This is a genomic window from Microbispora sp. ATCC PTA-5024, from assembly GCF_000511135.2.
In the GTDB taxonomy this organism is placed as follows: Bacteria; Actinomycetota; Actinomycetes; order Streptosporangiales; family Streptosporangiaceae; genus Microbispora; species Microbispora corallina.
Genome location: NZ_KI866523.1, coordinates 1,044,518 through 1,069,480 on the forward strand (window position 1 = coordinate 1,044,518; position 24,963 = coordinate 1,069,480).

Here is a 24,963-nt window from a genome sequence, read left to right on the forward strand (position 1 = left end):
ATTTCGGATGCGCCGGCCAAATCCGCTGAATCCCCCCGGCTTCGCGTGCTCGACCTGCTGAGGTTCTGCGCGGCCATCTCGGTGGTCTTCTTCCATTTCGGCGAAACGCGCGCGTGGGGAACGCCCAACGCCTTTCCCGCGCTCAGCGCCGTCACCATGTTCGGCGTGTACGGCGTGCGCCTTTTCTTCCTCATCAGCGGCTTCGTCATCCTGATGAGCGCGTGGGGCCGCGGGCCGGGCGAGTTCGCGGCGTCCCGGATCGCCCGGCTCTACCCGGCCTATTGGGCGAGCGTGCTCCTGCTGGGCGCCCTCGGGGTGGCCGGGCTGGTCACCGACCACCGTCCGACGTTCGCGGAGCTGCTGGCGAACCTCACGATGCTCCAGCACGGACTGCGGGTGCGCGACCTGGAGATCGTGTACTGGACGCTCTGGCAGGAGCTGGTGTTCTACGCCCTCATCGCCTGCTTCGCCGCGGTGGGGATCACCTATCGCCGCTGCCTGGCGTTCATGGGGGCGTGGCTGTTCCTGCTGGCGATCGCCGAGCGGGTGGACGCCGACCTGCTGCAGGCGGTGCTCGTGCCGTTCAGCGCGCCGTACTTCATCGCCGGGATGGCGCTGTTCCTCATCCACCGGTTCGGCGGGTCGCTGTTCCCCTGGCTGTTCGTGGCCGCCGGCTGGGCGCTCGCGCTGGTCCAGGTGCTGGGGGAGAACCCGCCGGCCGTCGCCCGGTTCGGCGTGCCCCTCGGCTCGGCCCTCGTCGTCGCCGTGATCTCGCTGCTGTTCCTCGTGATGGTGCTGGTGGCCCTGGGCGTGCTCGACGGGCTCGACTGGCGGTGGCTCACGGCGCTGGGCGCGCTCACCTACCCGCTCTACCTGTTCCACCACCATCTGGGGTTCCTGCTCATCGGCGTGCTGCGGCTGCCGCTGGGCAACCGGCTCGCGCTCCCCGTGGTGGTGGCCGCCGTGCTCGCCGTCGCGTACGCCGTGCACCGGCTGGTCGAGCGGCCGCTGCAGTCGCGGCTGCGCGCGGCGCTCGACCGTTCGCTCGTCGCCGACGTGGCCTACTTGCCGCGCGGCGGGTAGATCTCGCCGCCCTTGAGCTGCCGGCCCTGCAGCAAGGTGGTGATCGTCACGAACCTGTAGCCCTGCTTCTCCAGCGTCGTCAGCACGCCCGGCATCGCCTTGACCGTCTCGGGGACGATGTCGTGCAGCAGGATCACGCCGTTCCGCTTGGCCAGGGCGAGCGTGCGCTTGGCGATCACCTTGGTGTTCCTGGCCTGCCAGTCGAGGGTGGAGCCCGTCCACAGGATCTGCGGCAGGCCGAGCTGGGCCATGAGCGCGCCCACCCGGGAGTTGGTCGCGCCGCTCGGGGGCCGCATCATCGTGGGGGCCTTGCCGATCGTCTCCCTGATGATGTCGGTGGTGCTGCTGACCGTGCTCAGGATCTCCTCGTCCGACAGCGTGGGGAGCACCTCGTGGTCCCAGGTGTGGTTGCCGATCTCGTGGCCCTCGGCGACGATCCGCCGCGTCAGCTCGGGACGGTTGGCCACCTTGCGGCCCAGCACGAAGAACGTCGCCTTGGCCTTGTGCTTCTTCAGCGTGTCGAGGAGCGCCGGCGTGTACGGCCAGGGACCGTCGTCGAAGGTCAGGGCGATGCACTTGTATCGCGCGCAGTACGGCTTGGGCTTCGTGCCGGCCGTCGCCGCCGTTCCCGCAGAAGCGGCCGCCGGCCGTGCCGAGGCGGCGGCCGTTCCCGCCGAGCCGCCGGCCGCCGCGGGGACCGCCGCCGTCTGCGCCTGCGCCGCCCCCGGGACGGCGAACATCCCGGCCGCGCTCGCGCCGGCGATGACAACCCTGATCTTGCGCCACATGCCGCCGAATCCTAGTGAAAACGGCGCACTCGCGGGCAAACGGTAAGGGACAGCTGGGGTTGCGACCGGGTGAGGAGCGTCTCCTAAGGTAAGGACATGCCTCGATTCCGTTCCATCCTCGACACCGTGCCGGCCTACAAGCCGGGTAAGGCCGTGGTCGCCCCGGACGGCCGGTCGTACAAGCTGTCCTCCAACGAGAGCCCCTACGAGCCGCTGCCGTCGGTCGTGGAGGCCGTGGCGCGTGCGGCGGGGGAGATCAACCGCTACCCCGACCCGGGCGCCGTGCGGCTCATCGAGGCGCTCGCCGCCAGGTACGGCGTGCCGGAGGAGCACGTGGCCGTGGGCGCGGGGTCGGTGGCGGTGACCCAGCAGCTCCTGGAGGCCGTCGGCGAGCCCGGCGCCGAGGTGCTGTACGCGTGGCGGGCCTTCGAGGCGTACCCGCTGCTGACCGCCCTCGCCGGGGCCACCGCGGTCGAGGTGCCGCTGGTGGACGAGACCCATGACCTCGAGGCGATGGCCGACGCGGTGACGCCGCTGACCCGGCTGGTCCTCGTGTGCAACCCGAACAACCCGACCGGCACGGCCAACCGGAGGGCCGAGATCGAGCGCTTCCTCGACCGCGTGCCCGGCGACGTGCTCGTCGTGCTCGACGAGGCCTACCGGGAGTACGTCAGGGACGCCGACGTGCCCGACGGCCTCGCCTTCTACCGCGAGCGGCCCAACGTGGCGGTCCTGCGCACGTTCTCGAAGGCGTACGGCCTGGCGGGGCTGCGGGTGGGCTACCTGATCGGGCACGAGCCGGTGGCCGCCGCCGTCCGCAAGACCCTGCTGCCGTTCGCGGTGAACCACCTCGCCCAGATCGCCGCGGTGGCGTCCCTGAAGGCCGAGGACGAGCTGCTGGAGCGCGTCGAGACGGTCGTGAAGGAGCGCACCCGGGTCCGCGAGGCGCTGCTGTCCCAGGGATGGCAGGTGCCGCCGACCGAGGCCAACTTCGTCTGGCTGCGGCTGGGCGACCGGACGGTGGAGTTCGCCGAGGCGTGCGCCGGGGTGGGTGTGGCCGTGCGGCCGTTCCCCGGCGAGGGCGCCCGCGTCTCGATCGGCGACCCCGAGTCGAACGACGCGTTCCTGGCCGCCGCCGAGGCCTTCCGCGGCCGCTGAACCGTCAGGGGCGGCGCCCGGTCTCGAGCGCCGCCTCTCCGGGCTCCGCCTCCCCGGGCTCCGTCTCGGGTGCGGGCCTCGCGCGCTCGGTCGAGACGACCAGCGCCACGCCGACGACGATGAGCGCCCCGGCGACGATCATCGCCGTGGTGACGTCCTCGCCCAGCACGATCACGCCGAGGACCACGGCGACCACGGGGTTCACGTACGCGTAGGTGGACACCAGCGAGATCGGCGCGTTCCCGAGCAGCCACACGTACGACGTGAACGCCACGAGCGACCCGAACAACACCAGGTAGGCCACCGCGGCCCAGGAGCTCGCGCTCACGGCCGTCAGGTGCACCCGCTCGCCCGTGCACAGGGCGAGGAGCAGCATGCCGGCGCCGCCCGCGGCCATCTCGATCGCGCTCGCCGCGAACGGGTCCTCCGGCATGGCGATGCGCGGCGAGATGAACGATCCGAGCGACCACGCCAGCGACGCGAGCAGGACGGCCCCGATCCCGACGCCGCTGGCCGACGCGCCGCCGCCGAGGGTGAGCCCGGCCACGCCGACGAAGCCGACGAGCACCCCGGCCAGCGTCAGCACGTGCGGCCGGTCCCTGACGACCGTGCGGAACACGACGAGCCACAGCGGCACCGAGGCCACGAGCAGCGCGGCGAGGCCGCTGGAGATGTGCTGCTCGGCCACGCCCACCAGGCCGTTGCCGGCCGTGAGGAGCAGCAGCCCGACCAGGGCGGCGCCGCCGCACTGGCGGGCGGTCACCCGGAAGGGCGCGGTCCCCCTGCGCAGCAGCAGGACCGCGCCGAGCACCAGGGCCGCCGCGACGAACCGGAGACCGCCGCTGATCAGCGGGGGAAGGGTCTCGATGGCGAACTTGATGGCGAGGTACGTCGAGCCCCACACGACGTACACCGCGGCGAGCGCCAGCCAGACCCTGATGTCACGACCGTTCCGTCCCATGGGTCATGACATTATCTCCCGCCTCCGCGGCGGCCGTCACCGGTTCAGCTTCTCCACGATGAGCCGGTAGAGCTGCCGGGGACGGCCCGGCTGCGGGGTCCGGTTCGGCGGGAGCGGCCACGCGAGTCCCTCGTCAACCAGCGTGCGCAGCAACCTCCGAGCCGTGCGGGGGGTGACGCCGAGCATCTTGCCGGCACCCTCCGCGTCCACCACCGTGTCCCCGCCCTCCAGCTTGGCCGCCAGGCGCGCCAGGACCTCCACGCCCTTGGGCTTGACCGGCCCGCCGGCCTGGGGCGGCATCCGGGGCGGCGGGACCAGCGCCCTGCCCTCCCGGTCGACCGCGAAGCCCTGCGGCTGCTTTCCGCCCTGGCTGCGCGCCAGCGCGCCCCTGGCGTGCGTCTCGGCCTCGTGGGTGGTGCGGCCCATGCCCACGCCCACCTCCACCGCGAGGCCCAGCTCCTCGCGGATGCGCGCGGCGAACGGAAGCACGCGGAAGCCGTCCGTGGCCGCCGCGATCGACCCCTTCGTCGCCACCACCAGGTAGCTGTGGTCGTCGATGGGCCACACGCTCGCATTGATGCGATTGGCCTCCTGCACCAGCAGCCGGTGCAGCGACAGCCGCAGCTCGTCGCGCCAGTAGCGGGGCGCCGCCCGCCGTACCGGCTCGCGCAGCGTCGGCACCTCCACGAGCACGACCGTGAGCTGCGACTCCTCCAGCCGGTGGCGGGCGCCGAGGAGGGCCGCCGTGTGCAGCGCCGTACGGACGGCCGCGGACGTCGGCCGGATCGGCACGACCGGGACCCCGGCCGAGACCAGCCGCTCGGCCACGCCGTGGACGCACGTCAGCGCGCCCGTCGTGACGCCCTGCCGGAGCAGCCGCTCGTGGAAGGCCGCGATCGTCCCGACCGGGCCGGGCTCGTCACGGGTGTGCACCTCGCCCGAGGGGAGGTTGAGGTCGCCGTAGACCTCGTCGATCTCCGTCCGGCCCAGCACGTCGACGCTGACCCGGCGGGGGTCGATCCGGTCGTCCAGGGCCGCCTTGGCCACGGCCGCCACGAGCGCCGCGCCGCCCAGCTGCACGTGGGTGGCGGGCATCGTCAGCACGCCGGCGCGCCGGGCGAGCTCGAAGGGGACCGGGCTCGCGAACAGGCACGCGTCCACTCCCGGTCCCAGGCGGGTGACCTTGTCCGCCGCCTCCTGTTCGTCCCGGTAGGCCGCCGCGACCAGCCGGCAGGGCACCGGGGCCGCCGAGTGGCCCATCAGCATCACCCGCTCGACCAGGTCGTGCGACCCCACCACGCCTATCGTGAGGTCCGGTGTCACCGTCCCCAGGCGCGACCCGCGCGGAGTGTCTTCCGTGCGCTCGACCAATGTTCGTCCCATCCCACGTCGCCCTCGTTGTTGTGGCTTCTCTTTGGAACGATCGCTGGTTAAGGCCGTAATGTCACGCCCGGGTTTGCCGGAATACCATTCTGGCAGGTGCGGGGGAGTCCCTTATTTGTAATGTTTTCGCTGGTCAGGCCGGAAAGATAGGTTTCCGGACTAACCCTCGTTCAAAGTGGAAATTTCACGGACCACATCTGCGCCGAGGGCCTGCATCCGCTGGGCGAGCGCGGCGTGCCCCCGGTCGATGAGATAGCCGGAGCCGATCGTGGTCTCGCCGTCGGCGGCGAGCCCGGCCAGCACGAGGGCGATCCCCGAGCGCAGGTCGTGCGCCGTGACCTCGGTGCCGCGCAGCGGCGTCGGGCCGTGGACGACCGCCCGGCTGCCCTCGACCTCGATGTTGGCGCCCATCTTGTTCAGCTCGCCGGCCAGCGCGAAGCGGCCGTCGAAGATCCGCTCGTGGATGTAACTGGAGCCGTCGGCCAGGCAGGCCACGGTCATCAGCGGCGACTGGAGGTCGGTGGCGAAGCCGGGGTAGGTGTCGGTGATCACGTTGATCGGCCGCAGCGGCCGGTCGCGGCGGACGTGGAGGACGGCGCCGTGGTTCTCGAACTCCACGCCCATCTGCTCCAGCTTCCAGCGCACCACGCCGAGGTGCTCCAGCGACGCGCCCACCAGGTTGACCTCGCCGCCGGTGATGGCGGCCGCCATGGCGAACACGCCGGCGTCGAGGCGGTCGGGCATGACGGTGTGCTCCACCGCGGTGAGCTCGTCCACGCCCTCGACCGTGATGAACCCGGTGCCGCCGCCCTGGATGCGGGCGCCCATGCGGCTCAGCATCGAGATGACGTCGAGCACCTCCGGCTCCAGCGCCGCGTTCTCGATCACGGTCGTTCCCGGCGCGAGCGAGGCGGCCATGATGAGGTTCTCGGTGCCGGTGTGCGACGGGGTGTCGAGGTAGAGCGGGGCGCCGACGAGTCCGCCCGCCTTGATGTGGATGACCGCCTCGCCCTCGTCGACCATCGCGCCGAGCCGCTTGTAGCCGAGGTAGTGGAAGTCGAGGTTGCGGCTGCCCAGGTTGCAGCCCCCGATGCCCTCGATGATCGCCTCGCCGAGCCGGTGGAGCAGCGCCGGGACGAACAGGACCGACCCGCGGAACCGCCGGGCGATCTCCGCCGGCAGCACCGGGCTCGTCAGCCGTGAGGCGTCGATGACGAGGGTCCGCTCGCTCTCATGGAACTCCACCTTCGCGCCGATGGCCTGCGCCAGCTCGACCGCCCTGCGCACGTCCTCGATGACGGGCACGTTGCGCAGCACCGTGCGGCCTTCGGCCGCCATCAGGGCCGCGCCGATCATGGGCAGTACGGCGTTCTTCGCGCCCTGGATGAAGGCGGTTCCACGCAGCACGTTGCCACCGCGGACGCGGTAACGAACCATGGATGAGACTCCTATGTCGGGGGAAGATGTGGGGACTCGCACCCAGGCGGCGACCGATCGTCGGCGGGGTCGTCGGCCCAGCGTAGCCGCTAACCCGGGCGTTTCGCGGAGGAACTACCCGCGTGGCCGCTGAGGGAACGCGGTACTGGAGGTACTTTTGTGACTTGCGCGGTCAGTCCCTGAACCGCCGGCCGGTGATGCGCTCGTAGGCCTCGACGTACCGGCTCCGGGTGCGCTCGACGACCTCGTCGGGCAGGCGCGGCGGCGCCTCTCCCGAGGCCCGGTCCCATCCCGAGGCGGGGGACACGAGCCAGTCCCTGACGTACTGCTTGTCGAACGACGGCTGCGCGTGGCCGGGCTCCCACCGGTCGAGGGGCCAGAACCGGGACGAATCTGGCGTCAGCAGCTCGTCGCCCAGTGTCAGCACGCCCTCGGCGTCCCAGCCGATCTCGATTTTCGTGTCGGCCACGATGATGCCCCGGCCCAGCGCGATCTCCGCGCCCCGGCTGTACACCTCCAGGGTGATGCGCCGGAGCCGGTCGGCCACCTCGGCCCCGACCTCGGCCGCCACCTGCTCGAACGTCATCGGCTCGTCGTGCTCGCCCACCGGCGCCTTGGTCGACGGCGTGAAGATCGGCTCGGGCAGCCGTGAGCCGTCGGTGAGGCCGTCCGGGAGCCGGAGCCCGGAGACCGCGCCCTCCTTGCGGTAGTCGACGAGCCCGGAGCCCGTCAGGTAGCCCCGGGCCACGCACTCCACCGGCACCATGCGAAGCGGACGGCACAGCACGGCCCGCCCGGCGAACTCCGCCGGCACGTCGGCCGACACCACGTGGTTGGGGACCACGTCCTCGAGCTGCTCGAACCACCACAGCGACAGCCGCGTGAGGATCTCGCCCTTGTCGGGGATGCCGGGCTCGAGCACGTGGTCGAACGCCGAGATGCGATCGGAGGCGACCATCAGCAGCAGCCCGTCGGGCGTCTCGTACAGGTCGCGGACCTTGCCGGAGTGGAGGTGCTTCACCCCTCCATCCTCCCAGCCCCCGTCCCGTTCCCCGCCGCGGGTGCGGGCCACGTACGGCTAGCCCGGCGAGCCGATGGAGCCGAGCCTGGACCGGTCGGCCACGCCGAGCTTCGTGTAGACGCGGCAGAGGTGGTTGCCGACGGTGCGGGGGGACAGCCCCAGCCACTCGGCGATCTCCCGGTTGGTCATCCCCCAGGAGGCGAGCTGGGCCACCTCCTGCTCGCGCCGGCTGAAGTCGCCGGAGGCCCGGGAGCCGCCGTTCACGGGGTGGCCGGCCGGACGGCCGAGCCGGCGCAGCAGGTCGCGCACGACGATCGGGCCGAGGCCCTCCCGGAGCGCCGCGCGGTGGATCGGGCGGGCGAACCGCACCTGGAGCCGGGTGCCGAGGCGGTGTGCGCGCACGAGGCCACGGCGCTCCAGCCGGTGCAGGGCCGCGGGCGAGGTCAGCCGCTCCAGCGCGTCCACGTCCACCTCGCCGGCCACCGCCAGCAGGTCGAGGGCCTCACGCTCGCCGTCGTCGAGGTGGCCGATCTCGTCGCGCACCAGCTCGCGCACCCGGTCGCCGAGGGGAAGGTCGCCGCTGAGCGTCCAGCGGTCGTCCTGCAGGCTCAGCCGCCCGGAGGCCAGGCCGGTCTCGACCAGCTCGCGGAGCAGCCGCATGTTCCCGGCGGCCGCCCGCCACAGCCGCTGCGCGGTCGCACCGTCCACCGGCCCCCGTAGCGCCGCCGCCAGGATCCGTACGGCGTGCTCCGCGGGCAGGGGGGACAGGTCCCACCGGGTGGCGAGCCCCTCGACGAGCAGCGCGGACACCGGCCCGGGTGGTTCCGCGCCGGTGCGGGCCTCGGCGAGCAGCGTCGCCTCGCCGGAGGCGACGAGATCGTGCACCCACTGGGCCGACGCGGGGTCGAGCAGGTGTGCCCGCTCCACGACCAGGAGCAGCGGTCCCGCCGGCTCCGGCGGCAGGGACGTTCCCGGCACGGCCACGACCGTGACCCCGCCCAGCTCGCGGACGGCCCGCCGGATGAGGGCGGTCTTGCCCACCCCCGGTCCTCCGGTGACGACCAGGCTCACGCCCGCGCGCACCGTCTCGACGATCTCCCCGATCTCGCGGGCCCGCCCGCTCATCGGCCACCGCACTCCGCTCATGTCACCGACGCTAGGCCGGGGAGGCGGCGGGGACATCGGGGCCCGCCCGGCCGTCGTCTCCGGGATAACCCGGAGGAACGGCCGTCGTGCGAGGTCAGCCGGGTGTGCCGGCCGCGATGTCGGAGCGGTGGTGGGAGCCGCGCATCGTGATGCCGGCGAGCGCGTCGTACGCCCGGGCCCTGGCCTCGGCCACGTCGCTCCCGGTCCCGACCACGCTCAGCACGCGGCCGCCGTTGGACACCAGCCGGTTGTTCTCGTCGAGCGCGGTGCCCGCGTGCAGCACGTACGCCTCCTCGGCGTCGGCCGGCAGGCCCGCGATCGGGTCGCCCTTGACCGGGTCGGCCGGGTAGTTCTCCGCGGCCAGCACGACGGTCACGGCGGCGCCGCCGCGCCACTCCAGCGGCCCGTGCGCGGCGAGGTCGCCGGTCGCGCAGGCGAGCAGCAGCCCGCCGAGCGGCGTCGCCAGCCGGTCGAGCACGACCTGGGTCTCCGGGTCGCCGAAGCGCGCGTTGAACTCGATCACCCGCGGCCCGTCCTGCGTCAGCGCCAGCCCGGCGTACAGGACCCCGGTGTACGGCGTGCCGCGCCGGGCGAGCTCGGCCACCGTGGGGTTCACGATCTCGGTCATGACCTGCTCGGTGAGGCCGTCCGGCGCCCAGGGGAGCGGGGTGTAGGCCCCCATGCCGCCGGTGTTGGGCCCCTTGTCGCCGTCGTAGGCGCGCTTGAAGTCCTGCGCCGGCTGCAGCGGGACCGCGGTGCCGCCGTCGCACAGGGCGAACAGCGACACCTCCGGGCCGTCGAGGTACTCCTCGACCACCACCCGGTCGCAGGCCCGCGCGTGCTCCAGGGCCTCCTCGCGGCTGTCGGTCACCACGACGCCCTTGCCCGCGGCGAGCCCGTCGTCCTTCACGACGTACGGCGCGCCGAACTCGTCCAGCGCGGCGGCCGCCTCCTCCTCGGTGACGCAGGTGCGGGCGCGCGCCGTCGGCACCCCCGCGGCGATCATGACGTCCTTGGCGAACGCCTTGGAGCCCTCGATCGCGGCCGCCTCTCCGGAGGGCCCGAAGCAGGGGACGCCGGCCGCGCGCACCGCGTCGGCCACCCCGGCGACCAGCGGCGCCTCCGGGCCGACGACGACCAGGTCCGCCCCCAGGCGGCGGGCCAGCGCGGCCACCGCCGCGCCGTCGGTGGGGACCACCTGATGCAGGTCGGCGACCTGCGCGATGCCGGCGTTGCCGGGCGCGCAGTGGACTTCGCTGACGGCCGGGTCGAGGCGGAGGGCGCGGCACAGCGCGTGCTCGCGGCCCCCGGAACCGATGACAAGTACGCGCACGCGTCCATTGTCGCAGCGTTCGCCACCCCCTCCTCCGCACCGGTGCCGGCCGTACGGGAAGGGGTGAGATACACATGCTCAGCCGATTTGTTCCGGTGCTTTTTGGCAAGTAGTGCATGATCCACCGCTGTTGGTGGGGGTACCCTGGAAAGGCCGCCGGACCCCGATGTGGTAAGTTAGGCGGGCTTAGCGTCGTCTCCTCGTGATTGGAGGTGGTCTGGGATGAATTCTGGTGATCCCGTCAGTACGTGCTCGCGCACGTACGTCGTGCGCACTCCCGACCACTTCGACACAGAGCCCGAGGGGCAGCTCACGCCTGCATGAAGGGGTGACATCACGTCGCGCGTGGAGCGTGCCGACTCGGGCGGGAAGGGACCGCCATGCGCTCCTCGATCATCTTTCCTCGCATCAACAGGCACACCCGTGTCCTGCCCACGCGCCTGACCGCCACCGCCGCCCCGGTCGCCGACGAACCGCTCGGCCGCTGCGTGCCGCCGAGCAGCTCCCTCGTCGAGTTCGGCGCCTACGTCGCCGGCGAGAAGATCGACGCCGCGGGCATCCCCGAGGCCGTCCGCCTCGTCCGTGAGCACAACGAGACCGCGCCGATGCCCGACGCGTACGTCTGGGTCGGCCTGCACGAGCCCGCCGCGCCCGAGGTCGAGTGGCTGGCCGAGGTGTTCGGCCTGCACCCGCTCGCCGTCGAGGACGCCATCAAGGCCCACCAGCGCCCCAAGGTCGAGCGGTACGGCGACTCGTTGTTCGTCGTGCTGAAGACCGTCGCCTTCCTCGACAACGAGGTGTCCGCCGCGACCGGCGAGATCATCGGCACGGGCGAGATCATGGCGTTCGTGGGCGCCGACTTCGTCGTCACGGTCCGGCACGGCCGGCACTGTCCCCTCGGCGACGTCAGGGAGAAGATCGAGGCCAAGCCGAAGCTGCTGGGCCGCGGCCCCACGGGCGTGCTACACGCGATCGCCGACCACGTGGTGGACAAGTACCTCCAGGTCGCCGACCTCATGCAGGCCGAGCTGGAGGAGGTCGAGGCCGCCGTCTTCGCCGAGGTCAGCTCCCGCGACATCAACCGCATCTACCAGCTCAAGCGCGAGATGCTGGAGCTCAAGCGGGCCGTCGCCCCCCTCCTCACGCCGTTCAACGCGCTCCCCCAGCGCCGCGTGATCCCCTCCGAGATGCGCGAGTACTTCCGCGACGTCGGCGACCACCTCTCCCGGGTCTGCGAGCAGGTGCAGTCGTCCAACGAGCTGTCCGACTCGATCCTCCAGGCCGCCCTGGCGCGCTCCAACGCGCTCGCCAACGAGGACATGCGGAAGATCTCGTCGTGGGTGGCGATCATCTCCGTTCCCACGATGATCGCCGGCATCTACGGCATGAACTTCGAGCACATGCCCGAGCTCAGGGCCGCGTACGGGTACCCCCTCGTGCTGGGCGTCATGGCGGTGGCCTGCACACACTCCTCCACCGCGCCTTCCGCCGCAACGGCTGGCTCTGACCGACCGACGTGGCGGGGGAGGGCGGTGCCGCCCTCCGTGCCTTCGGCGGCCGCGGGAGACGCTCCGGCTCCTCCCGCGGCCAGAGCCTTCGTCTCTCGGCTCGGCAGATTCCGTACTTCCTGATGTAGCCCCCGAAGGTCGCTCCGGAGCAGGGCAGCCGCATGCCCGTCTCCTTGAGCGTGTCGATCAGGTTGCCGGCTCCCACCTCGCTGAGCTTTCCTTCGCCTGAGGCACATGGCGTCGAAGACCAGTGGCGGTGGAGGGCCGGACCGGTTCACGGTTCGAGATCCGGGTCGTGCCGTGGAGGCAGATCGGACTCCTCGATCTGGCCGCGCATGAGTTCCACCGCCCGCGAAGAGGTGATCAGGCTTCTCTTCCACGCCTGCAGCACGGCGTGCGCGTAGCTCGGCGGAACGCGGACTCTGTCCAGGTCGGGCTGCGGGGCCCAGCCGACGGCCTCCATCAACTCGGCACGTGTCGGATTCGCGTGGCGCAACTCCCGGGCGTGCTCCCGGCTCGTCGCTCCCGCCGCCACCGCCTGGCGCAGGGTGAGCGACCAGGACGTCTTGTACGTGGCGGCCAGTGTGACGAGAGCCTCTCGTCCGAGTTCGCGCGTCTCGCCGACTGGATCGGCGAAGGAGCCGACGGGGAGTAGAAGTTCGGCGGCGAAGGCGTCGATGATGTTCTCCCTCTCCGCGCGGGAGGCATGGACCCCCAGGTCCGAGGAGTACTCGTCGCCTATGACGAGGTGCCCGAGTTCGTGTGCCGCGGTCGCCCGCCGCCGTCCCGGATCGCCCTCGCCGCTGACGACCGCGACGGCCACCCCGTCGTCGACGAGAGACGCCCCGTCGCCGGGGGCGTCGACCACGGCGACCATCTGCCCGAGCCGCTCGCAGACGCCGAGCAGGGAGGTGGGCGGCTCGAAGCCGAGGTCGAGCCGGCGCCGTACCCACTGGGCGGCGGCGCGGGCGGCCGAGGCGTCCTGCACGGCGTCGGGGTAGCGTGCGGGCGCGGACGGAATCAGTTCACCGAGGTCGATGAGTTGCCGCACGTCCGCGAGCCAGGATCCCAGGGCCGTCTCCAGACGGAACGACTGGCGGGCCACGTCGGTCGCCGTGTCCTCGGTGAGATCCCGGCGGCGGGAGACGACCGAAGGGGGACGGACCAGGAAGAGGCCGAGAGGCACGTCGAGGATGGCGGACAGCCGGGCGAGCTCCAGAGCGTCCACGCGTCGCGTTCCGGCCTCGATCTTGGCGATCATCGTGCGGTCCAGCGTCATCGCCGATGCGAGCTGCTCCTGTGACAAGCCGGCCGCTATGCGGAACTCGCGCACGCGGTCGCCCACGTCCGCCCATTCCCCGGGTTCCCTCATAGTGCGATATTCGCACACCGCAGAAGTGAGCTGAGATCGCCGGAGGTCTTTACCCGATGCCGTCGCGTTCGTCGCCGTTCAGAGGCCGGGAGCCGAGGGTGCCGAGGCCGCGGAGGGTGAGGTCGACGGCGCGGCGACCGGCCTCCCAGACGCGCTCGGGGGGCTCGCCGCGCTCGATGCTGGTCAGCGCGGCCAGGTGGCCGGCGCCCGCGACGGCGCCGACGGCCGCGGCGGCCTCGGTGAGGTCGATCTCGTCCGCGTACGCCTGGTGGAGCGCCTCCGCCAGGCGGCGCTGGGTGTCGAAGAGCAGGTGGAGCCCGCGGGCCTGCAGGGCGGGCACGGACATCACGAGCCGGTGCCGCAGCGGGAACAGGTCGGCGGTCAGGTCCGTGTCCAGGAAGGCCGACCGGAGGCTCTGGTGGGCCAGGCGCATCAGGAGGCCGGCCACCGGCTCGCCCGGCCGCCGGTCGGCGACCACCTTGAGCGCCTCGTCGGCGCGGTGCCGGTGGTCGAAGAAGACGACGTCCTCCTTGCTCGTGAAGTAGCTGAAGAACGTCCGCGTCGACACGTCGACGGCCGAGGCGATCTCGGCGATCGTCGTCTCCTCGTACCCCTGCTCCTGGAACAGGCGCAGGGACGCCTCGATCAGCGCCTGCCGGGTGCGCAGTTTCTTGCGTTCGCGCAGGCCAGGGCCGTCCGTCATGTCCAAGACTCTATGACATTCGCAATGAACTTTCATTCGTTGCAAATCGACACCCGATGCTGTTATGTGAAGGGAGCAGGCGACTCGACAGCGGACCGTTTCCACCCTTACAGGAGCGTGTCATGACCGAGGCCACACCGCGGATCGCGACCTTCCCCGTCAAGCGGGAACGCGCCTTCGACCCACCCGACCTGCTCCGCCGGTGGCAGGAGGAGGCGCCGATCCGGCGCATGACGTACGCCGACGGGCACGAGGGCTGGGTCGTCACCGGCTACGCCGCGGCCCGCGCGATCCTGGCCGACCCCCGGTTCAGTACCCGTCCCGAGCTCCTGCACTCCCCGATCCCGCAGCGGAACCTCCGGCTGCAGAACATGAACGTGCCTCCGGGGTTCTTCATCCGCATGGACCCCCCCGACCACACGCGCTACCGGAAGCTGCTCACCGGCCAGTTCACCGTACGGCGGATGAAGCTCCTGGAGCCGAGGGTCGAGGAGATCGCGAACGCCCGGCTCGACGAGATGGAACGCCAGGGGCCGCCGGCCGACCTGGTGTCGGCGTTCGCGCTGCCCATCCCATCCCTGGTGATCTGCGAGCTGCTCGGCGTGCCGTACGACGACAGGGCGAAGTTCCAGCGGGACTCGGCCGTCATGCTGAACCTCGACTCGACCCTCGACGAGGTCACGGCCGCCATGGCCGACCTGCTGACCTACCTCCACGACCTCGTCATGCGGAAGACCGCCCACCCGGAGGACGACCTGCTGAGCGGCCTGATCGCCGGGGGAGAGCTAACGGACCGGGAGCTCGCCGGCATCGCCCTGCTGCTGCTCGTGGCCGGCCACGAGACGACGGCGAACATGCTCGGCCTCGGCACGTTCGCCCTGCTGTCCAACCCGCCGCAGATGGCCGCCCTGCGCGAGGACCCCACACTCATCGACAACGCGGTGGAGGAGCTGATGCGCTACCTCAGCATCGTCCACCTCGGTCCCATCCGGGCGGCGCTGGAGGACGTAGAAATCGACGGCCACCTCATCCGGGCGGGCGAGTCGGTCACGCTGGCCATCGCCGCGGCCAACCGGGACCCGGTGCGGTTCGGCGGGGGCGACATGCTCGACGTCACCCGGTCGGCCCACGGGCACCTCGCGTTCGGGCACGGCGTCCACCAGTGCCTCGGGCAGCAGCTCGCCCGGACCGAGATGCGGATCGCATACGCCGCGCTGCTGCGCCGCCTCCCCGGCCTGCGGCTGGCCGTGCCGCCCGCCGAGGTGCCGATGCGGTCCAATATGGCGATCTACGGAGTGCACCGCCTGCCGGTCGCCTGGTGACGGGTGATTTGGTAGGACGGAGGGAAGGAGGGGGACATGAAGATCAAAGCGGACACGGACAAGTGTGTCGGCGCCGGCATGTGCGCGCTGTCGCTGCCCGAGGTGTTCGACCAGAGCGAGGAGGACGGCACGGTGGTCGTGCTCGATCCCGAGCCGCCGGAGGGCCTGGCGACCGGCGTGCGCAGGGCGGTGAACCTGTGCCCCTCCGGAGCCCTGTCCGTCGAGGAGTGACCCCGCCGTCGCGCGACGTGACCCCGGTCACATGTGACGCTGTGCTACTTGACGGGCACACTGCGATGGGGTTGGCTGGTAATCGGCTGTACCAAGCCGTTTCTTGTGGGTGACCCTGAAGCCCCGTCCTCCTCGGGCGGGGCTTCCCCATGTCGTCCGGAGTGGTCAGGCCCCGACGGGACGGAGCGGACTGACCGGCTCGGGCAGCGCGAGTCCCCGCGCCTTCCACAGCCGCCGCATCCGGTCGGGGTAGTCGGTGACGATCCCCGCCACGCCCATGTCGGCGAGCCGGGAGGCGTCCTCGGGCTCGTTGACGGTCCAGGCGACGACCGGCAGGCCGCGGCGGGACGCGCTCTCCATCAGCGCCTCGTCGATCAGCGTGTGGTCGGGGGACAGCGTGGTCGCCCCCACGATGTCCGCGGCCGCGGCGAGGTCGCCGCCGATCTCGTCGAGGCGGACGCCGTTCATCCAGGCCGGGCTCATCGTGGCCCGCTCGACCAGGGCGTACCGCTGCTCCACGAGCGGCCGGGCCGCCTCCAGGACGCGCCAGTCGAAGCTGAGCAGGGCCGCCCGGGACAGCCGGTCGTGCCGGTCGAGCTCCGTGGCGACGAGTTCGGTGAACCGCACCGGGTCGGCCGACAGCTCGGGCCGGGTCGGGTCGGACTTCAGCTCCACGTTGAGCCGCACCTTGTCGGCGCCGAGCGCCCCGATGAGGCCCAGAACTGCGCCCAGCGTGGGCATCCGGGTGTCGGGGAGCGGCACCTGCGTCATCGCGAACCGGTCGTCCGGCCGCTGCGGCAGCCGGACGCCCACGTCGAGGGTGCGCAGCTGGGGCAACGTCAGCGAGATGATCGGCCTGCCGACGTACGGGAACATCTCGTCGCCCGGGTGCGCCATGCCGGTGTCGGCACTGGTGACCGGGGACACCAGCAGGTCGTGGGTGAGCACGAGCTGGCCGTCGGCCGACACGGCCACGTCGAACTCCAGCGCGTCCACCCCGAGCTCCAGCGCGAACGCCAGGCCGGGAAGGGTGTTCTCGGGCCTCAGCCCGCGTGCGCCGCGATGCCCGTGTAGCTCAACGTATCCCTGCACAAGGGCGTACCTTACTGGGTCGTCCTCCGCGCGCCGGGCATCGCCGTGTTCCCGGCGCGCACACCACGAACCCGCCCAAACCGATCAGATGAGGGACCGGAGCTGCAGCGTCTGCGTCCGGCCGGGCCCGACGCCGATCGCCGACACGGGCGCGCCGCTCATCTCCTCCAGGGCCCGGACGTACGACTGGGCGTTCGGCGGGAGGTCGTCGAACGTCTTGGCGCTGGTGATGTCCTCCTGCCAGCCGGGGAACTCCTCGTAGATCGGCGTGGCGTGGTGGAACTCGGTCTGCGTCATCGGGATCTCCTCGTGGCGCACGCCGTTCACGTCGTAGGCCACGCAGACCGGGATGCGCTCCAGGCCCGACAGCACGTCGAGCTTGGTGAGGAAGAAGTCGGTGACGCCGTTGATCCGGGTGGCGTACCGGGCGATGACGGCGTCGAACCAGCCGCAGCGGCGGTTGCGCCCGGTGGTGACGCCGTACTCGCCGCCGGTCTGGCGCAGCCACTCGCCCTGCTCGTCGAGCAGCTCGGTGGGGAACGGCCCGGAGCCGACACGGGTCGTGTACGCCTTGAGGATGCCGATGACCCGGGTGAGCCGGGTCGGCGGGATGCCCGACCCCGCGCACGCGCCGCCCGAGGTGGGCGAGCTGGAGGTGACGAAGGGGTAGGTGCCGTGGTCGATGTCGAGCAGCGTGCCCTGGCCGCCCTCCAGCAGGACGACCTTGCCCTCGTCGAGCGCCTTGGACAGGACGAGCGAGGTGTCGGCGATGTGGGGGCGCAGCCGCTCGGCGTACCCGAGGTACTCGTCGAGCACCTTGGCCGGGTCGAGGCCGCGCCGGTTGTAGATCTTGGTGAGGATCTGGTTCTTCTCGCCGAGGGCGACCTCGATCTTCTTGCTCAGGATGCCCGGGTCGAGCAGGTCCTGCACGCGCACGCCCATGCGGTAGATCTTGTCGCCGTACGCGGGGCCGATCCCGCGGCCGGTCGTGCCGATCCTGGCCTTGCCCAGGTAGCGCTCGGTCACCTTGTCGATGGCCTTGTGGTGGGGCATGATCAGGTGCGCGTTCGCCGAGATCAGCAGGCGGTCGCACGAGATGCCGCGATCGGCCAGCCCGTCGATCTCGCTCAGGAGCACGCCGGGGTCGATCACCACGCCGTTGCCGATCACAGGGATCACCTCGGGCGACAGCACTCCGGTGGGCAGGAGGTGCAGCGCGTACTTCTGATCCCCGATCACCACGGTGTGACCCGCGTTGTTGCCCCCCTGGTAGCGGACGACGTAGTCGACGTCGCCGCCGAGCAGGTCGGTGGCCTTTCCCTTGCCCTCATCGCCCCACTGGGCGCCCACGAGAACGACAGCCGGCATGGTCTTACTCCCGCGACAAAACGAAAACCCCTGACGCAAGCGCGGCAGGGGCCTCTTGCAAACAGAGACTACCCGAGTGCCCCCGTGTGGGTGAACGGGATCTTACGTACGGATGCCCCCTTTCCCGGCGGGCCGCCGCTGCGAGGCGGCCGGCCGGGAGGACGTCAGGGGGACCGCCGCGGACGCGAGGTCACGTGGTGGCCGTGAGAACCCGCGCGGCCTCCTCGCTGCTGTCGCGGAGGAACTGGGCGCACCGCTCGGCCTCGTCCTTCTCCCCGATCGCCTGGGCCGCCCGGGCCAGGGCGTTCAGGCAGCGCAGGAACCCCTGGTTGGGCCCGTGGTCCCACGGGATGGGCCCGAAGCCCTTCCAGCCCGCCCTGCGGAGCTGGTCCAGCCCCCGGTGGTAGCCGGTGCGCGCGAAGGCGTAGGAGGTGACCGCGTGTCCGGCCGTGAAGTAGTCGTCGGCGAGAACGGCCCAGGCCGCCGAGTAGGCGGGGAAGCGCGCGGCCACGTCGGCCGCCTTGGCGCCCGATTCGAGCATCTGCCGCGCGTCGGGGTTGTCCGGCAGCAGGGTGGGCGGCGGACCGCCAAGGAGGTTCTCGTGCGTTTCCATGAGCACAGTCTTACCTGTAAGGCCGCTGAAAGAGTATGGCCGATCATGGAGAACGGGGGATCGATGTCGTATCGATCCCCCACTCCGCCGCCGTGCGAACTACTTGATCTTGGTGCCCGCGGACTTGAGCTGCCGGCAGGCCTCGACCACGCGCTGCGCCATGCCCGCCTCGGCGGCCTTGCCGTACGCGCGGGGGTCGTAGGTCTTCTTGTTGCCGACGTCGCCGTCGACCTTGAGGACGCCGTCGTAGTTGCGGAACATGTGGTCCGCGATCGGCCGGGTGAAGGCGTACTGCGTGTCGGTGTCGATGTTCATCTTCACCACGCCGTACGAGATGGCCTCGTGGATCTCCTCCAGGGCGGAGCCGGAGCCGCCGTGGAAGACCAGGTAGAACGGCTTCTCCTTGCCGTACTTGGCGCCCACGGCGTCCTGGATCTCCTTGAGCACGCTCGGGCGCAGCTTGACGTGGCCCGGCTTGTAGACGCCGTGGACGTTGCCGAACGTGGCGGCCACGATGTAGCGGCCGCGCTCGCCCAGGCCGAGGGACTCGGCGACGGCGAGGGCGTCCTCGGCCGTGGTGTAGAGCTTCTCGTTCATCTCGCCGACGATGCCGTCCTCCTCGCCGCCGACGACGCCGATCTCGACCTCGAGGACGACCTTGGCCGCGGCGGTCTTGTCGAGCAGCTCGGAGGCGATCTGCAGGTTCTCGTCGAGCGGCACGGCCGATCCGTCCCACATGTGCGACTGGAACAGCGGGTCCTGCCCGCGGGCGACGCGCTCCGCGGAGATCTCCAGCAGCGGGCGCACGAACGAGCCCAGCTTGTCCTTCGGGCAGTGGTCGGTGTGCAGGGCGACCGTCACGGGGTACTTCTCGGCGACCACACGGGCGAACTCGGCGAAGGCCACCGAGCCGGTCACCATGTCCTTCACCGTGGTGCCCGAAAGGAACTCCGCGCCACCGGTCGACACCTGGACGATTCCGTCGCTCTCCGCCTCCGCGAAACCGCGAAGGGCCGCGTGCAACGTCTGCGACGAGGTCACATTGATCGCCGGATATGCGAACCCGCCTGCTTTGGCGCGGTCGAACATCTCGGCGTAGACCTCGGGAGTGGCGATAGGCATCGGGAGTCATCTCCTTCTGGGACGGTAACCGGCGCTGGCCAGTATTCCCAAGGCCATGCCGATCAGGGAAGCGCGGGGTCACCCGCGCTCATCTCACGGTTTCACGGTTGTCGAGCGCGCCTGTCGCTTCTCAGTCTGATCTCATTCCGGACAGGTAGGCTCACCCCGTGGACGTGCTCTTGGATCTTCTTGACCCGAAGTGGTGGCTGGGCATGCTCGGCGCCTTCGCGACGATCGGTGTCATCGCCATCGTATTCGCCGAGACGGGCCTTCTTGTCGGGTTCTTCCTGCCCGGCGACTCGCTTCTGGTCACCGCGGGCATCTTCAGCACGGCCGCCGCCGCACACGGTTTCGGGATCGCTCCGCTCTCACTGCCCGCGCTCCTGGTGTTCGCGCCGATAGCGGCCATCGCCGGCGCGCAGTTCGGCCATTTCCTCGGGGCGAGGTTCGGCAGGAAACTGTTCGACAAGCCCGACTCGCGGCTGTTCAAGCGTGAGCACGTCGACAAGGCGGAGTTCTACTTCGAGAAGTTCGGCCCGGCCAAGGCCGTGGTCGCCGCCCGGTTCATGCCGATCGTCCGCACGTTCATGAACCCGGTCGCCGGCGTGCTGGAGATGGACGCGCGGCGCTTCTTCGTCTGGAACGCCCTGGGCGGCGTCGTCTGGGTGGAGGCGCTGCTCCTGCTCGGCTACTTCCTGGGCAGCAAGGTCGAGGGCATCGACAAGTACATCCTCCCCGGGGTCTTCGTGGTGATCCTGCTGTCGATCATCCCGATCGTCCGGGAGGTGCTGAAGAGCCGCAAAGCCGCAGGGCTGGAGCCCAAGGGCCGTCACCACGCCCCGAGGTAGGCCGTTTGTGACTCGCCAGTACTGAGATATCCCTCACACCCGCTACTCTCCGGGTTGTGGGACGCCACAGGTCTGACCCGCTCGGCATCGCCAGGCTCGCCCTCGCCGGCCTGGCCGTGGTGCTGCTGCTCGCGCTGCTGGTGATAGGGGCGAGATCCCTGTTCTCCGCCCTGGGATCGGACGAGGCCGCCCCCGCCTCCGGTCCCCCGTCCACGAGCATCGCGGGCTCGCCCACGCCCGCCGCCTCCCGCGTCCCGACGGTGCGCATCGTCTGCCAGGCGGACAGGTGCCCTGTCTTCGTCCGCGTCCCGGGCGGGGACGTGCTCATCGACCGCGACATGACCAGGGGCGAGCAGGCGTCCTACTTCGACCCGGAGCTCGCCGTCGTCCTCGACGACGCCGCCACGGTCGCCGTCGAGGAGAACGGGACGGCCCGCCCGGCCGGGCAGCCGGGCGAGCGCCAGTCGTTCAAGGTGACGAGATCCCAAGGTCGGTGAGCGTGTAGGCGGAGCGGTACGGCACACCGGCGCCGGCCAGCGCCTCGTCGCCGCCGCGGTGCACGATCGTCGCGATCCCGACAACCTCGGCGCCCGCCTCGCGCAGCGCCTCCACGGCGGTGAGCACCGAGCCGCCCGTGGTGGTCGTGTCCTCCACGGCCAGCACCCGGCGTCCCGCCACGTCCGGACCCTCGACCCTGCGCTGCAGGCCGTGGGCCTTGCCCGCCTTCCGCACCACGAACGCGTCGAGCGCCCTGCCGCGGGCCGCCGCCGCGTGCAGCATCGCGGTCGCCACGGGGTCGGCCCCCAGTGTCAGGCCGCCCACCGCCTCGTACCCCAGGTCCTCGGTCAGGTCGAGCATGACCCGGCCCACCAGCGGCGCGGCGACGCCGTCCAGCGTGATGCGGCGCAGGTCCACGTACCAGTCGGCCTCCTTGCCGGAGGACAGCACGACCCGGCCGTGCACGATCCCCTTGTTCTTGATCTCGTCCAGGAGTCTGTCGCGGTCACCCATGGTGCTCAGCGTACGGGCGGCCCGGCGGTGGAAGGTCGCCAGCTTCGGAGTGAGCGCTCACTCACTATTGACGGAGTGAGTGCTCACTCCGTAGTGTTGATCGCATGACGGATACGACGCCCCGGCGGAGAGCGCCGGGAATGAGCACAGAGCAGCGCCGCGCCATGATCGTGGCCGCGACGCTCCCACTGGTCGCCGAGTACGGCGCCGGCGTCACCACCAGTCAGATCGCGCGGGCCGCCGGCATCGGGGAGGGCACCATCTTCCGCGTCTTCGCCGACAAGGACGAGCTGATGGGCGCCTGCGCGGCCGAGGCGATGAACCCCGACCACGCCCTGCGGGAGCTGACCTCGATCTCCATCGACGACCCCCTTCCCGCACGGCTCGTCCAGGCCGCCGAGGCCCTGGGCGCCCATCTGCGGCGGATGGGGACCGTGCTCGGCGCGCTGCACGCCTCCGGCGTCCGGCGGGAGCGGTCCGCGGGCGAACGGCCTTCCGCGGGTGAGGAGCCTTCCGCGGGTGACAGGCCCTCCACGGGTGAGGGGCCTTCCGGCGGTGGTCGCGAGCGGTCGTTGCGCGCCGTCCGCGAGGCGGTGGCCGAGCTCGTCGAGCCCGACCGGGACGCCCTCCGGATGGATCCGGAGCGGGTCGCGACGTTCTTCCTTGGCCTGCTGTTCGCCCGGCTCCCCCTGACCGGCGACGAGCCGGAGCCGACGCCGGAGGAGTTCGTCGACGTCCTCCTGCACGGCGTCCTCGCCCACGAGCCGGCCTGACGGTTACCCGCGGTAAAGGGCGGGCTTCGGTTTAGCCAGGACGTGGATTGCGGAATGTAACGCGGTGCAACTCATCGTAATCGCGAGGTCGCAATGCGTCGAGAAGCCCGTCGGACCGACATGGAACTGATCGAGGCCGTGAGGAGAGGAGACTCCTCGGCCTACGGTCTGCTCTACCAGCGCCACGCGGCCGCCGCCCGGTCCCTGGCCCGGCAGCTCGTGCAGGGGGACGACGAGGCCGAGGACCTGCTCGTCGAGACGTTCGCGCGGGTGCTGGAGATCGTCCGGGAGGGCGGGGGCCCGCCGGCGGCGTTCCGGCCGTACCTGCTGACGGCCCTGCGGCGGTACGCCGCGACCGGCCGGATCGACGCCGCGGAGCCCTGGACGGTCCATGTGCACCCCGATCTCGCGGGGCTGGAGCGCTCGCCGCTCGCCCGGGCCTACCTCTCGCTTCCGGAGCGCTTCCGGATGGTCCTGTGGCACGCCGAGGTCGAGGGCGCGGCGCCCGAGGAGACGGCCCCGCTGCTCGGCATGTCGGCGGGCGGCGTGGGCGGGCTGGCCCGGGCGGCCCGCGAGGCGCTGCGCCACGCGTACGTGCGGATCCACCTGGAGGGCGGGCCGGGCCGGGAGTGCCTCGGGGTTCTGCCGAAGATCTCCCGTCACGTCGAGGGCGGGCTGCCCCCGGCCGAGGCGCGGCTGGTGGACGAGCACGTCGCCGAGTGCATCGACTGCCGGTCGGTGCTCCTGGAACTGGCCGACGTCACCCGTGGCCTGCGGGTGGTCGTCGGCCAGCTCATCGCCGGCCCGGTCGTCGACGACTACCTCGCCGACCTCGCCCGGCAGGGCGGCGCCGCCCCGGGCGGTCCGGTCGCGGCGGCCCGAAGGGCCCTGACCGGGCGGCCCCGCCTCTCGGAGCTGGCCGGCCTCCTGCGCCCGGCGCGGCCCGAGCACGCCCGTCCGAGCGAGCGGAGCAGGATGGGCTCGTCCTGGGCCGGCGACCTGCTGCGCGGGGTCCCCACCCCCGTGCGGGCCGTCCTGGCCGGTGTGCTGGCGGCGACGGTGGCGACGGCGGCGTTCCTCTTGGTCGCCCAGCCGATGACGGTGCGCCCGGTCGCCCGGCAGGCCGCGCTCCCCGCGCCCCCGCGGACGGAGCCGACCCTGGTGCCAGGGCCGTCCCCCGCCTCGCCCGCGCCCACCGCGGACCCCGGCGACGATCGGGACGGCGCCGGACGCCCGGGACGCCGGCGGATCGAGACGCGGGCGCCGCGCCGCGCCGAGCCGTCCGTGCCGCGGGAACGCGCGCGGAAGGCGGGCGCGGCCGCCCTCGTCGCGAGCATCGACCCCCTCGGCGCGCTGCTGCGGGCCCAGTCCGGCCTCATCGCGGTCCGCCTGCGCAACGCGGGAGCCGTGCGCAGCGGCGACGTCGAGGCCGCCGTGACGCTGCCTCGTGGCGTCACGCTCGTGTCCTCGGGCCGCCACCGGTCCGGGGCCCGTACGGCCGACGGCTGGGCCTGCCGTACGGGCGGCCGGGTCGTGCGCTGCGGCCGGGGCGCGCTGGCGCCGGGGGAGGTGACCGCGATCTTCCTTCGGGTCGCCGTGGCGGCCGATGCGCCCATCGGGCGCGGGCCGGGAGTGGCGGTGCGGTCGGAGGGTGTGCGGGCGGCGGCGACCGCGGTGACGGGCGTGCGCGCCTCCGGCGCCGCGGCCCGGTTCGCCGCCGACGGGCGGGTGGTCACGCGGGTCGTCGGCAACACGCTGGTCAGCGCGGCCGTCCCGCCGAGCGGATGCGCGCCGGGCGACGCCGGGCCGGCCGAGGACGTCGGCGTCGCGATCCCCGTCGACCTCGACGACGACGACACGACGGAGAGTTCGAGCTGCGCCCGGCTCGACCTGCCGGCCGGGGGCAGGGTCCTGTGGGCCGGCCTCTACTGGGCGGCCGGCGGGCACGACGTCGACCCGGGAGGCGAGATCCGGCTCCGGCCGCCGGGCGCGGCCGAGTACGGCGTCGTCCGCGCGGCCGAGATCGCCCGCCGCGACCTGCCGGACGGGTCGGGCTACCAGGCGTTCGCGGACGTCACCTCGCTCGTCCGGGCGGCCGGTTCCGGCTCCTGGTGGGCCGCCGACCCCACCACCCTGGACGGAGCCGTGCGGCACGCCGGCTGGAGCCTCGTGGTCATGGCGACCGACGAGCGGCAGCCGTACACGCGGGCCGTCGTGCTGGACGCCGCGGCCGTGGTGGACGAGTCCGGCGGGTCGCTGCGGATCCCGCTCGACGGCCTCGCCCCCGTCTCGGCGCCGGCCAGGATCGACCTCGTGGTCTGGAACGGCCAGGGCGTCAAGGGAGGGGTGGTCACGTTGAGCGACCGGTCCCGGCCGGGCGGCGGGGAGCGGCGGCGCGGGGGCGCGCTCGACCTCACCGCCGGGGGCACGGCGGTCGCGGTCGACACCATCCACGCACTGCTCGGGCCCCATCCCGTCCTGCGGCTCACGACCAGGCGGAACTCCCTGTTCTTCGGGGTCGCGGTGGTCAGCGCCCGTACGTGGTCCTGACCTCTGGAGGGGCAGGCAAGACCCGGACAAACTGGTACGGTCTGCGTGAACGCTTCCAAGGTCAGGGATGCGGGTCCACAGGATCCGCATCGTGCGGCGAGGGCTGAATCGCCGGGATTCACCCTCGCACGATCACCCGC

The 24,963-nt window shown here is 72.0% G+C and carries 23 protein-coding genes; 9 read left to right on the forward strand and 14 right to left on the reverse strand.

The window, feature by feature from the left end; genetic code table 11:
* Positions 1 to 45: 45 nt before the first annotated feature.
* Positions 46 to 1,083 carry an acyltransferase family protein gene (locus tag MPTA5024_RS17435; protein WP_063794704.1) on the forward strand — a complete coding sequence of 346 codons (1,038 nt, stop codon included), beginning with the start codon at positions 46 to 48 and terminating at the stop codon, positions 1,081 to 1,083.
* Here the strand turns inward: MPTA5024_RS17435 and MPTA5024_RS17440 are convergent.
* The gene (locus MPTA5024_RS17440; protein ID WP_051458282.1) at positions 1,062 to 1,871 is read right to left on the reverse strand and encodes a polysaccharide deacetylase family protein; all 810 of its coding nucleotides are present in this window, start codon (positions 1,869 to 1,871) and stop codon (positions 1,062 to 1,064) included. The two genes, MPTA5024_RS17435 and MPTA5024_RS17440, sit on opposite strands and share 22 nt — an antisense overlap.
* 96 nt (positions 1,872 to 1,967) lie before the next feature.
* Here MPTA5024_RS17440 and hisC point away from each other — a divergent pair, with 96 nt between their 5' ends.
* A complete protein-coding gene (gene hisC / locus MPTA5024_RS17445) occupies positions 1,968 to 3,029 on the forward strand; it encodes a histidinol-phosphate transaminase (RefSeq protein WP_198167201.1) in 1,062 nt (353 codons plus the stop codon).
* A gap of 4 nt (positions 3,030 to 3,033) precedes the next feature.
* On the opposite strand, the gene MPTA5024_RS17450 is transcribed toward hisC, so the two are convergent.
* The 6 genes from MPTA5024_RS17450 to purD all read right to left on the reverse strand — a co-directional run bounded on the left by MPTA5024_RS17450 (position 3,034) and on the right by purD (position 10,310).
* Positions 3,034 to 3,990, reverse strand: a complete 957-nt coding sequence (locus MPTA5024_RS17450) for an EamA family transporter (RefSeq protein ID WP_036325129.1) — start codon at positions 3,988 to 3,990, stop codon at positions 3,034 to 3,036.
* Between the two features lie 36 nt (positions 3,991 to 4,026).
* Complete coding sequence (locus tag MPTA5024_RS17455; protein WP_442922069.1) at positions 4,027 to 5,271, reverse strand: transcriptional regulator; 1,245 nt, start codon at positions 5,269 to 5,271, stop codon at positions 4,027 to 4,029.
* 261 nt (positions 5,272 to 5,532) lie between these two features.
* Complete coding sequence (gene murA / locus MPTA5024_RS17460; RefSeq protein ID WP_036325131.1) at positions 5,533 to 6,810, reverse strand: UDP-N-acetylglucosamine 1-carboxyvinyltransferase; 1,278 nt, start codon at positions 6,808 to 6,810, stop codon at positions 5,533 to 5,535.
* Positions 6,811 to 6,982: 172 nt separating this feature from the next.
* Positions 6,983 to 7,831 carry a phosphoribosylaminoimidazolesuccinocarboxamide synthase gene (locus tag MPTA5024_RS17465; RefSeq protein WP_036325132.1) on the reverse strand — a complete coding sequence of 283 codons (849 nt, stop codon included), beginning with the start codon at positions 7,829 to 7,831 and terminating at the stop codon, positions 6,983 to 6,985.
* 57 nt (positions 7,832 to 7,888) lie between these two features.
* A complete protein-coding gene (locus tag MPTA5024_RS43565) occupies positions 7,889 to 8,977 on the reverse strand; it encodes a LuxR family transcriptional regulator (protein WP_232326511.1) in 1,089 nt (362 codons plus the stop codon).
* A gap of 94 nt (positions 8,978 to 9,071) precedes the next feature.
* Positions 9,072 to 10,310, reverse strand: coding sequence for a phosphoribosylamine--glycine ligase (gene purD, locus MPTA5024_RS17475; protein ID WP_036325134.1), 1,239 nt, complete (start codon positions 10,308 to 10,310; stop codon positions 9,072 to 9,074).
* 380 nt (positions 10,311 to 10,690) lie between these two features.
* On the opposite strand from purD, the gene MPTA5024_RS17480 reads away from it, so the two are divergent.
* Positions 10,691 to 11,941 (forward strand): magnesium and cobalt transport protein CorA, encoded by a 1,251-nt coding sequence (locus tag MPTA5024_RS17480; RefSeq protein ID WP_232326512.1) that lies wholly within the window; start codon positions 10,691 to 10,693, stop codon positions 11,939 to 11,941.
* A gap of 151 nt (positions 11,942 to 12,092) precedes the next feature.
* Here MPTA5024_RS17480 and MPTA5024_RS17485 read toward each other — a convergent pair whose 3' ends face one another.
* The gene (locus tag MPTA5024_RS17485) at positions 12,093 to 13,190 is read right to left on the reverse strand and encodes an XRE family transcriptional regulator (RefSeq protein ID WP_036325135.1); all 1,098 of its coding nucleotides are present in this window, start codon (positions 13,188 to 13,190) and stop codon (positions 12,093 to 12,095) included.
* A 49-nt stretch (positions 13,191 to 13,239) separates the two neighbouring features.
* On the reverse strand, positions 13,240 to 13,893 hold the full coding sequence (locus tag MPTA5024_RS17490) for a TetR/AcrR family transcriptional regulator (protein ID WP_036325136.1): 654 nt from the start codon (positions 13,891 to 13,893) through the stop codon (positions 13,240 to 13,242).
* 122 nt (positions 13,894 to 14,015) lie between these two features.
* Here MPTA5024_RS17490 and MPTA5024_RS17495 point away from each other — a divergent pair, with 122 nt between their 5' ends.
* Together MPTA5024_RS17495 and MPTA5024_RS17500 are read left to right on the forward strand one after the other, a co-directional pair.
* Positions 14,016 to 15,215 (forward strand): cytochrome P450, encoded by a 1,200-nt coding sequence (locus MPTA5024_RS17495; RefSeq protein ID WP_036325137.1) that lies wholly within the window; start codon positions 14,016 to 14,018, stop codon positions 15,213 to 15,215.
* Between the two features lie 36 nt (positions 15,216 to 15,251).
* A complete protein-coding gene (locus tag MPTA5024_RS17500; protein WP_036325138.1) occupies positions 15,252 to 15,446 on the forward strand; it encodes a ferredoxin in 195 nt (64 codons plus the stop codon).
* Positions 15,447 to 15,611: 165 nt separating this feature from the next.
* Here the strand turns inward: MPTA5024_RS17500 and MPTA5024_RS17505 are convergent, their stop codons facing one another.
* The 4 genes from MPTA5024_RS17505 to fbaA all read right to left on the reverse strand — a co-directional run bounded on the left by MPTA5024_RS17505 (position 15,612) and on the right by fbaA (position 19,641).
* Positions 15,612 to 16,538: a glycerophosphodiester phosphodiesterase family protein gene (locus MPTA5024_RS17505; protein ID WP_036325139.1), complete on the reverse strand. Its 927-nt coding sequence runs from the start codon at positions 16,536 to 16,538 to the stop codon at positions 15,612 to 15,614.
* 84 nt (positions 16,539 to 16,622) lie between these two features.
* The gene (locus MPTA5024_RS17510; protein ID WP_036325140.1) at positions 16,623 to 17,906 is read right to left on the reverse strand and encodes an adenylosuccinate synthase; all 1,284 of its coding nucleotides are present in this window, start codon (positions 17,904 to 17,906) and stop codon (positions 16,623 to 16,625) included.
* Between the two features lie 190 nt (positions 17,907 to 18,096).
* Positions 18,097 to 18,519, reverse strand: coding sequence for a DUF3151 domain-containing protein (locus tag MPTA5024_RS17515; protein WP_036326572.1), 423 nt, complete (start codon positions 18,517 to 18,519; stop codon positions 18,097 to 18,099).
* A gap of 99 nt (positions 18,520 to 18,618) precedes the next feature.
* Complete coding sequence (gene fbaA, locus MPTA5024_RS17520; protein ID WP_036325141.1) at positions 18,619 to 19,641, reverse strand: class II fructose-bisphosphate aldolase; 1,023 nt, start codon at positions 19,639 to 19,641, stop codon at positions 18,619 to 18,621.
* 167 nt (positions 19,642 to 19,808) lie between these two features.
* Here fbaA and MPTA5024_RS17525 point away from each other — a divergent pair, with 167 nt between their 5' ends.
* On the forward strand, positions 19,809 to 20,489 hold the full coding sequence (locus MPTA5024_RS17525) for a DedA family protein (RefSeq protein WP_051458283.1): 681 nt from the start codon (positions 19,809 to 19,811) through the stop codon (positions 20,487 to 20,489).
* 56 nt (positions 20,490 to 20,545) lie between these two features.
* A complete protein-coding gene (locus MPTA5024_RS17530) occupies positions 20,546 to 20,986 on the forward strand; it encodes a hypothetical protein (RefSeq protein WP_051458284.1) in 441 nt (146 codons plus the stop codon).
* Here the strand turns inward: MPTA5024_RS17530 and MPTA5024_RS17535 are convergent.
* Positions 20,958 to 21,500: an orotate phosphoribosyltransferase gene (locus MPTA5024_RS17535; RefSeq protein WP_036325142.1), complete on the reverse strand. Its 543-nt coding sequence runs from the start codon at positions 21,498 to 21,500 to the stop codon at positions 20,958 to 20,960. The genes MPTA5024_RS17530 and MPTA5024_RS17535 overlap by 29 nt on opposite strands.
* Before the next feature lie 140 nt (positions 21,501 to 21,640).
* On the opposite strand from MPTA5024_RS17535, the gene MPTA5024_RS17540 reads away from it, so the two are divergent.
* On the forward strand, positions 21,641 to 22,273 hold the full coding sequence (locus MPTA5024_RS17540) for a TetR/AcrR family transcriptional regulator (RefSeq protein ID WP_198167202.1): 633 nt from the start codon (positions 21,641 to 21,643) through the stop codon (positions 22,271 to 22,273).
* A 120-nt stretch (positions 22,274 to 22,393) separates the two neighbouring features.
* Positions 22,394 to 24,823, forward strand: coding sequence for a sigma factor (locus tag MPTA5024_RS17545; protein WP_051458285.1), 2,430 nt, complete (start codon positions 22,394 to 22,396; stop codon positions 24,821 to 24,823).
* Positions 24,824 to 24,963: the final 140 nt, after the last annotated feature.

Bases quoted from the DNA above. Each gene is read 5' to 3' on its own strand.
- MPTA5024_RS17440 (WP_051458282.1), bottom strand. From the start codon at position 1,871: ATGTGGCGCAAGATCAGGGTTGTCATCGCCGGCGCGAGCGCGGCCGGG.
- hisC (WP_198167201.1), top strand. From the start codon at position 1,968: ATGCCTCGATTCCGTTCCATCCTCGACACCGTGCCGGCCTACAAGCCG.
- MPTA5024_RS17450 (WP_036325129.1), bottom strand. From the start codon at position 3,990: ATGGGACGGAACGGTCGTGACATCAGGGTCTGGCTGGCGCTCGCCGCG.
- murA (WP_036325131.1), bottom strand. From the start codon at position 6,810: ATGGTTCGTTACCGCGTCCGCGGTGGCAACGTGCTGCGTGGAACCGCC.
- MPTA5024_RS43565 (WP_232326511.1), bottom strand. From the start codon at position 8,977: ATGAGCGGAGTGCGGTGGCCGATGAGCGGGCGGGCCCGCGAGATCGGG.
- MPTA5024_RS17480 (WP_232326512.1), top strand. From the start codon at position 10,691: ATGCGCTCCTCGATCATCTTTCCTCGCATCAACAGGCACACCCGTGTC.
- MPTA5024_RS17485 (WP_036325135.1), bottom strand. From the start codon at position 13,190: ATGAGGGAACCCGGGGAATGGGCGGACGTGGGCGACCGCGTGCGCGAG.
- MPTA5024_RS17490 (WP_036325136.1), bottom strand. From the start codon at position 13,893: ATGACGGACGGCCCTGGCCTGCGCGAACGCAAGAAACTGCGCACCCGG.
- MPTA5024_RS17495 (WP_036325137.1), top strand. From the start codon at position 14,016: ATGACCGAGGCCACACCGCGGATCGCGACCTTCCCCGTCAAGCGGGAA.
- MPTA5024_RS17500 (WP_036325138.1), top strand. From the start codon at position 15,252: ATGAAGATCAAAGCGGACACGGACAAGTGTGTCGGCGCCGGCATGTGC.
- MPTA5024_RS17510 (WP_036325140.1), bottom strand. From the start codon at position 17,906: ATGCCGGCTGTCGTTCTCGTGGGCGCCCAGTGGGGCGATGAGGGCAAG.
- MPTA5024_RS17515 (WP_036326572.1), bottom strand. From the start codon at position 18,519: ATGGAAACGCACGAGAACCTCCTTGGCGGTCCGCCGCCCACCCTGCTG.
- fbaA (WP_036325141.1), bottom strand. From the start codon at position 19,641: ATGCCTATCGCCACTCCCGAGGTCTACGCCGAGATGTTCGACCGCGCC.
- MPTA5024_RS17535 (WP_036325142.1), bottom strand. From the start codon at position 21,500: ATGGGTGACCGCGACAGACTCCTGGACGAGATCAAGAACAAGGGGATC.
- MPTA5024_RS17540 (WP_198167202.1), top strand. From the start codon at position 21,641: ATGAGCACAGAGCAGCGCCGCGCCATGATCGTGGCCGCGACGCTCCCA.
- MPTA5024_RS17545 (WP_051458285.1), top strand. From the start codon at position 22,394: ATGGAACTGATCGAGGCCGTGAGGAGAGGAGACTCCTCGGCCTACGGT.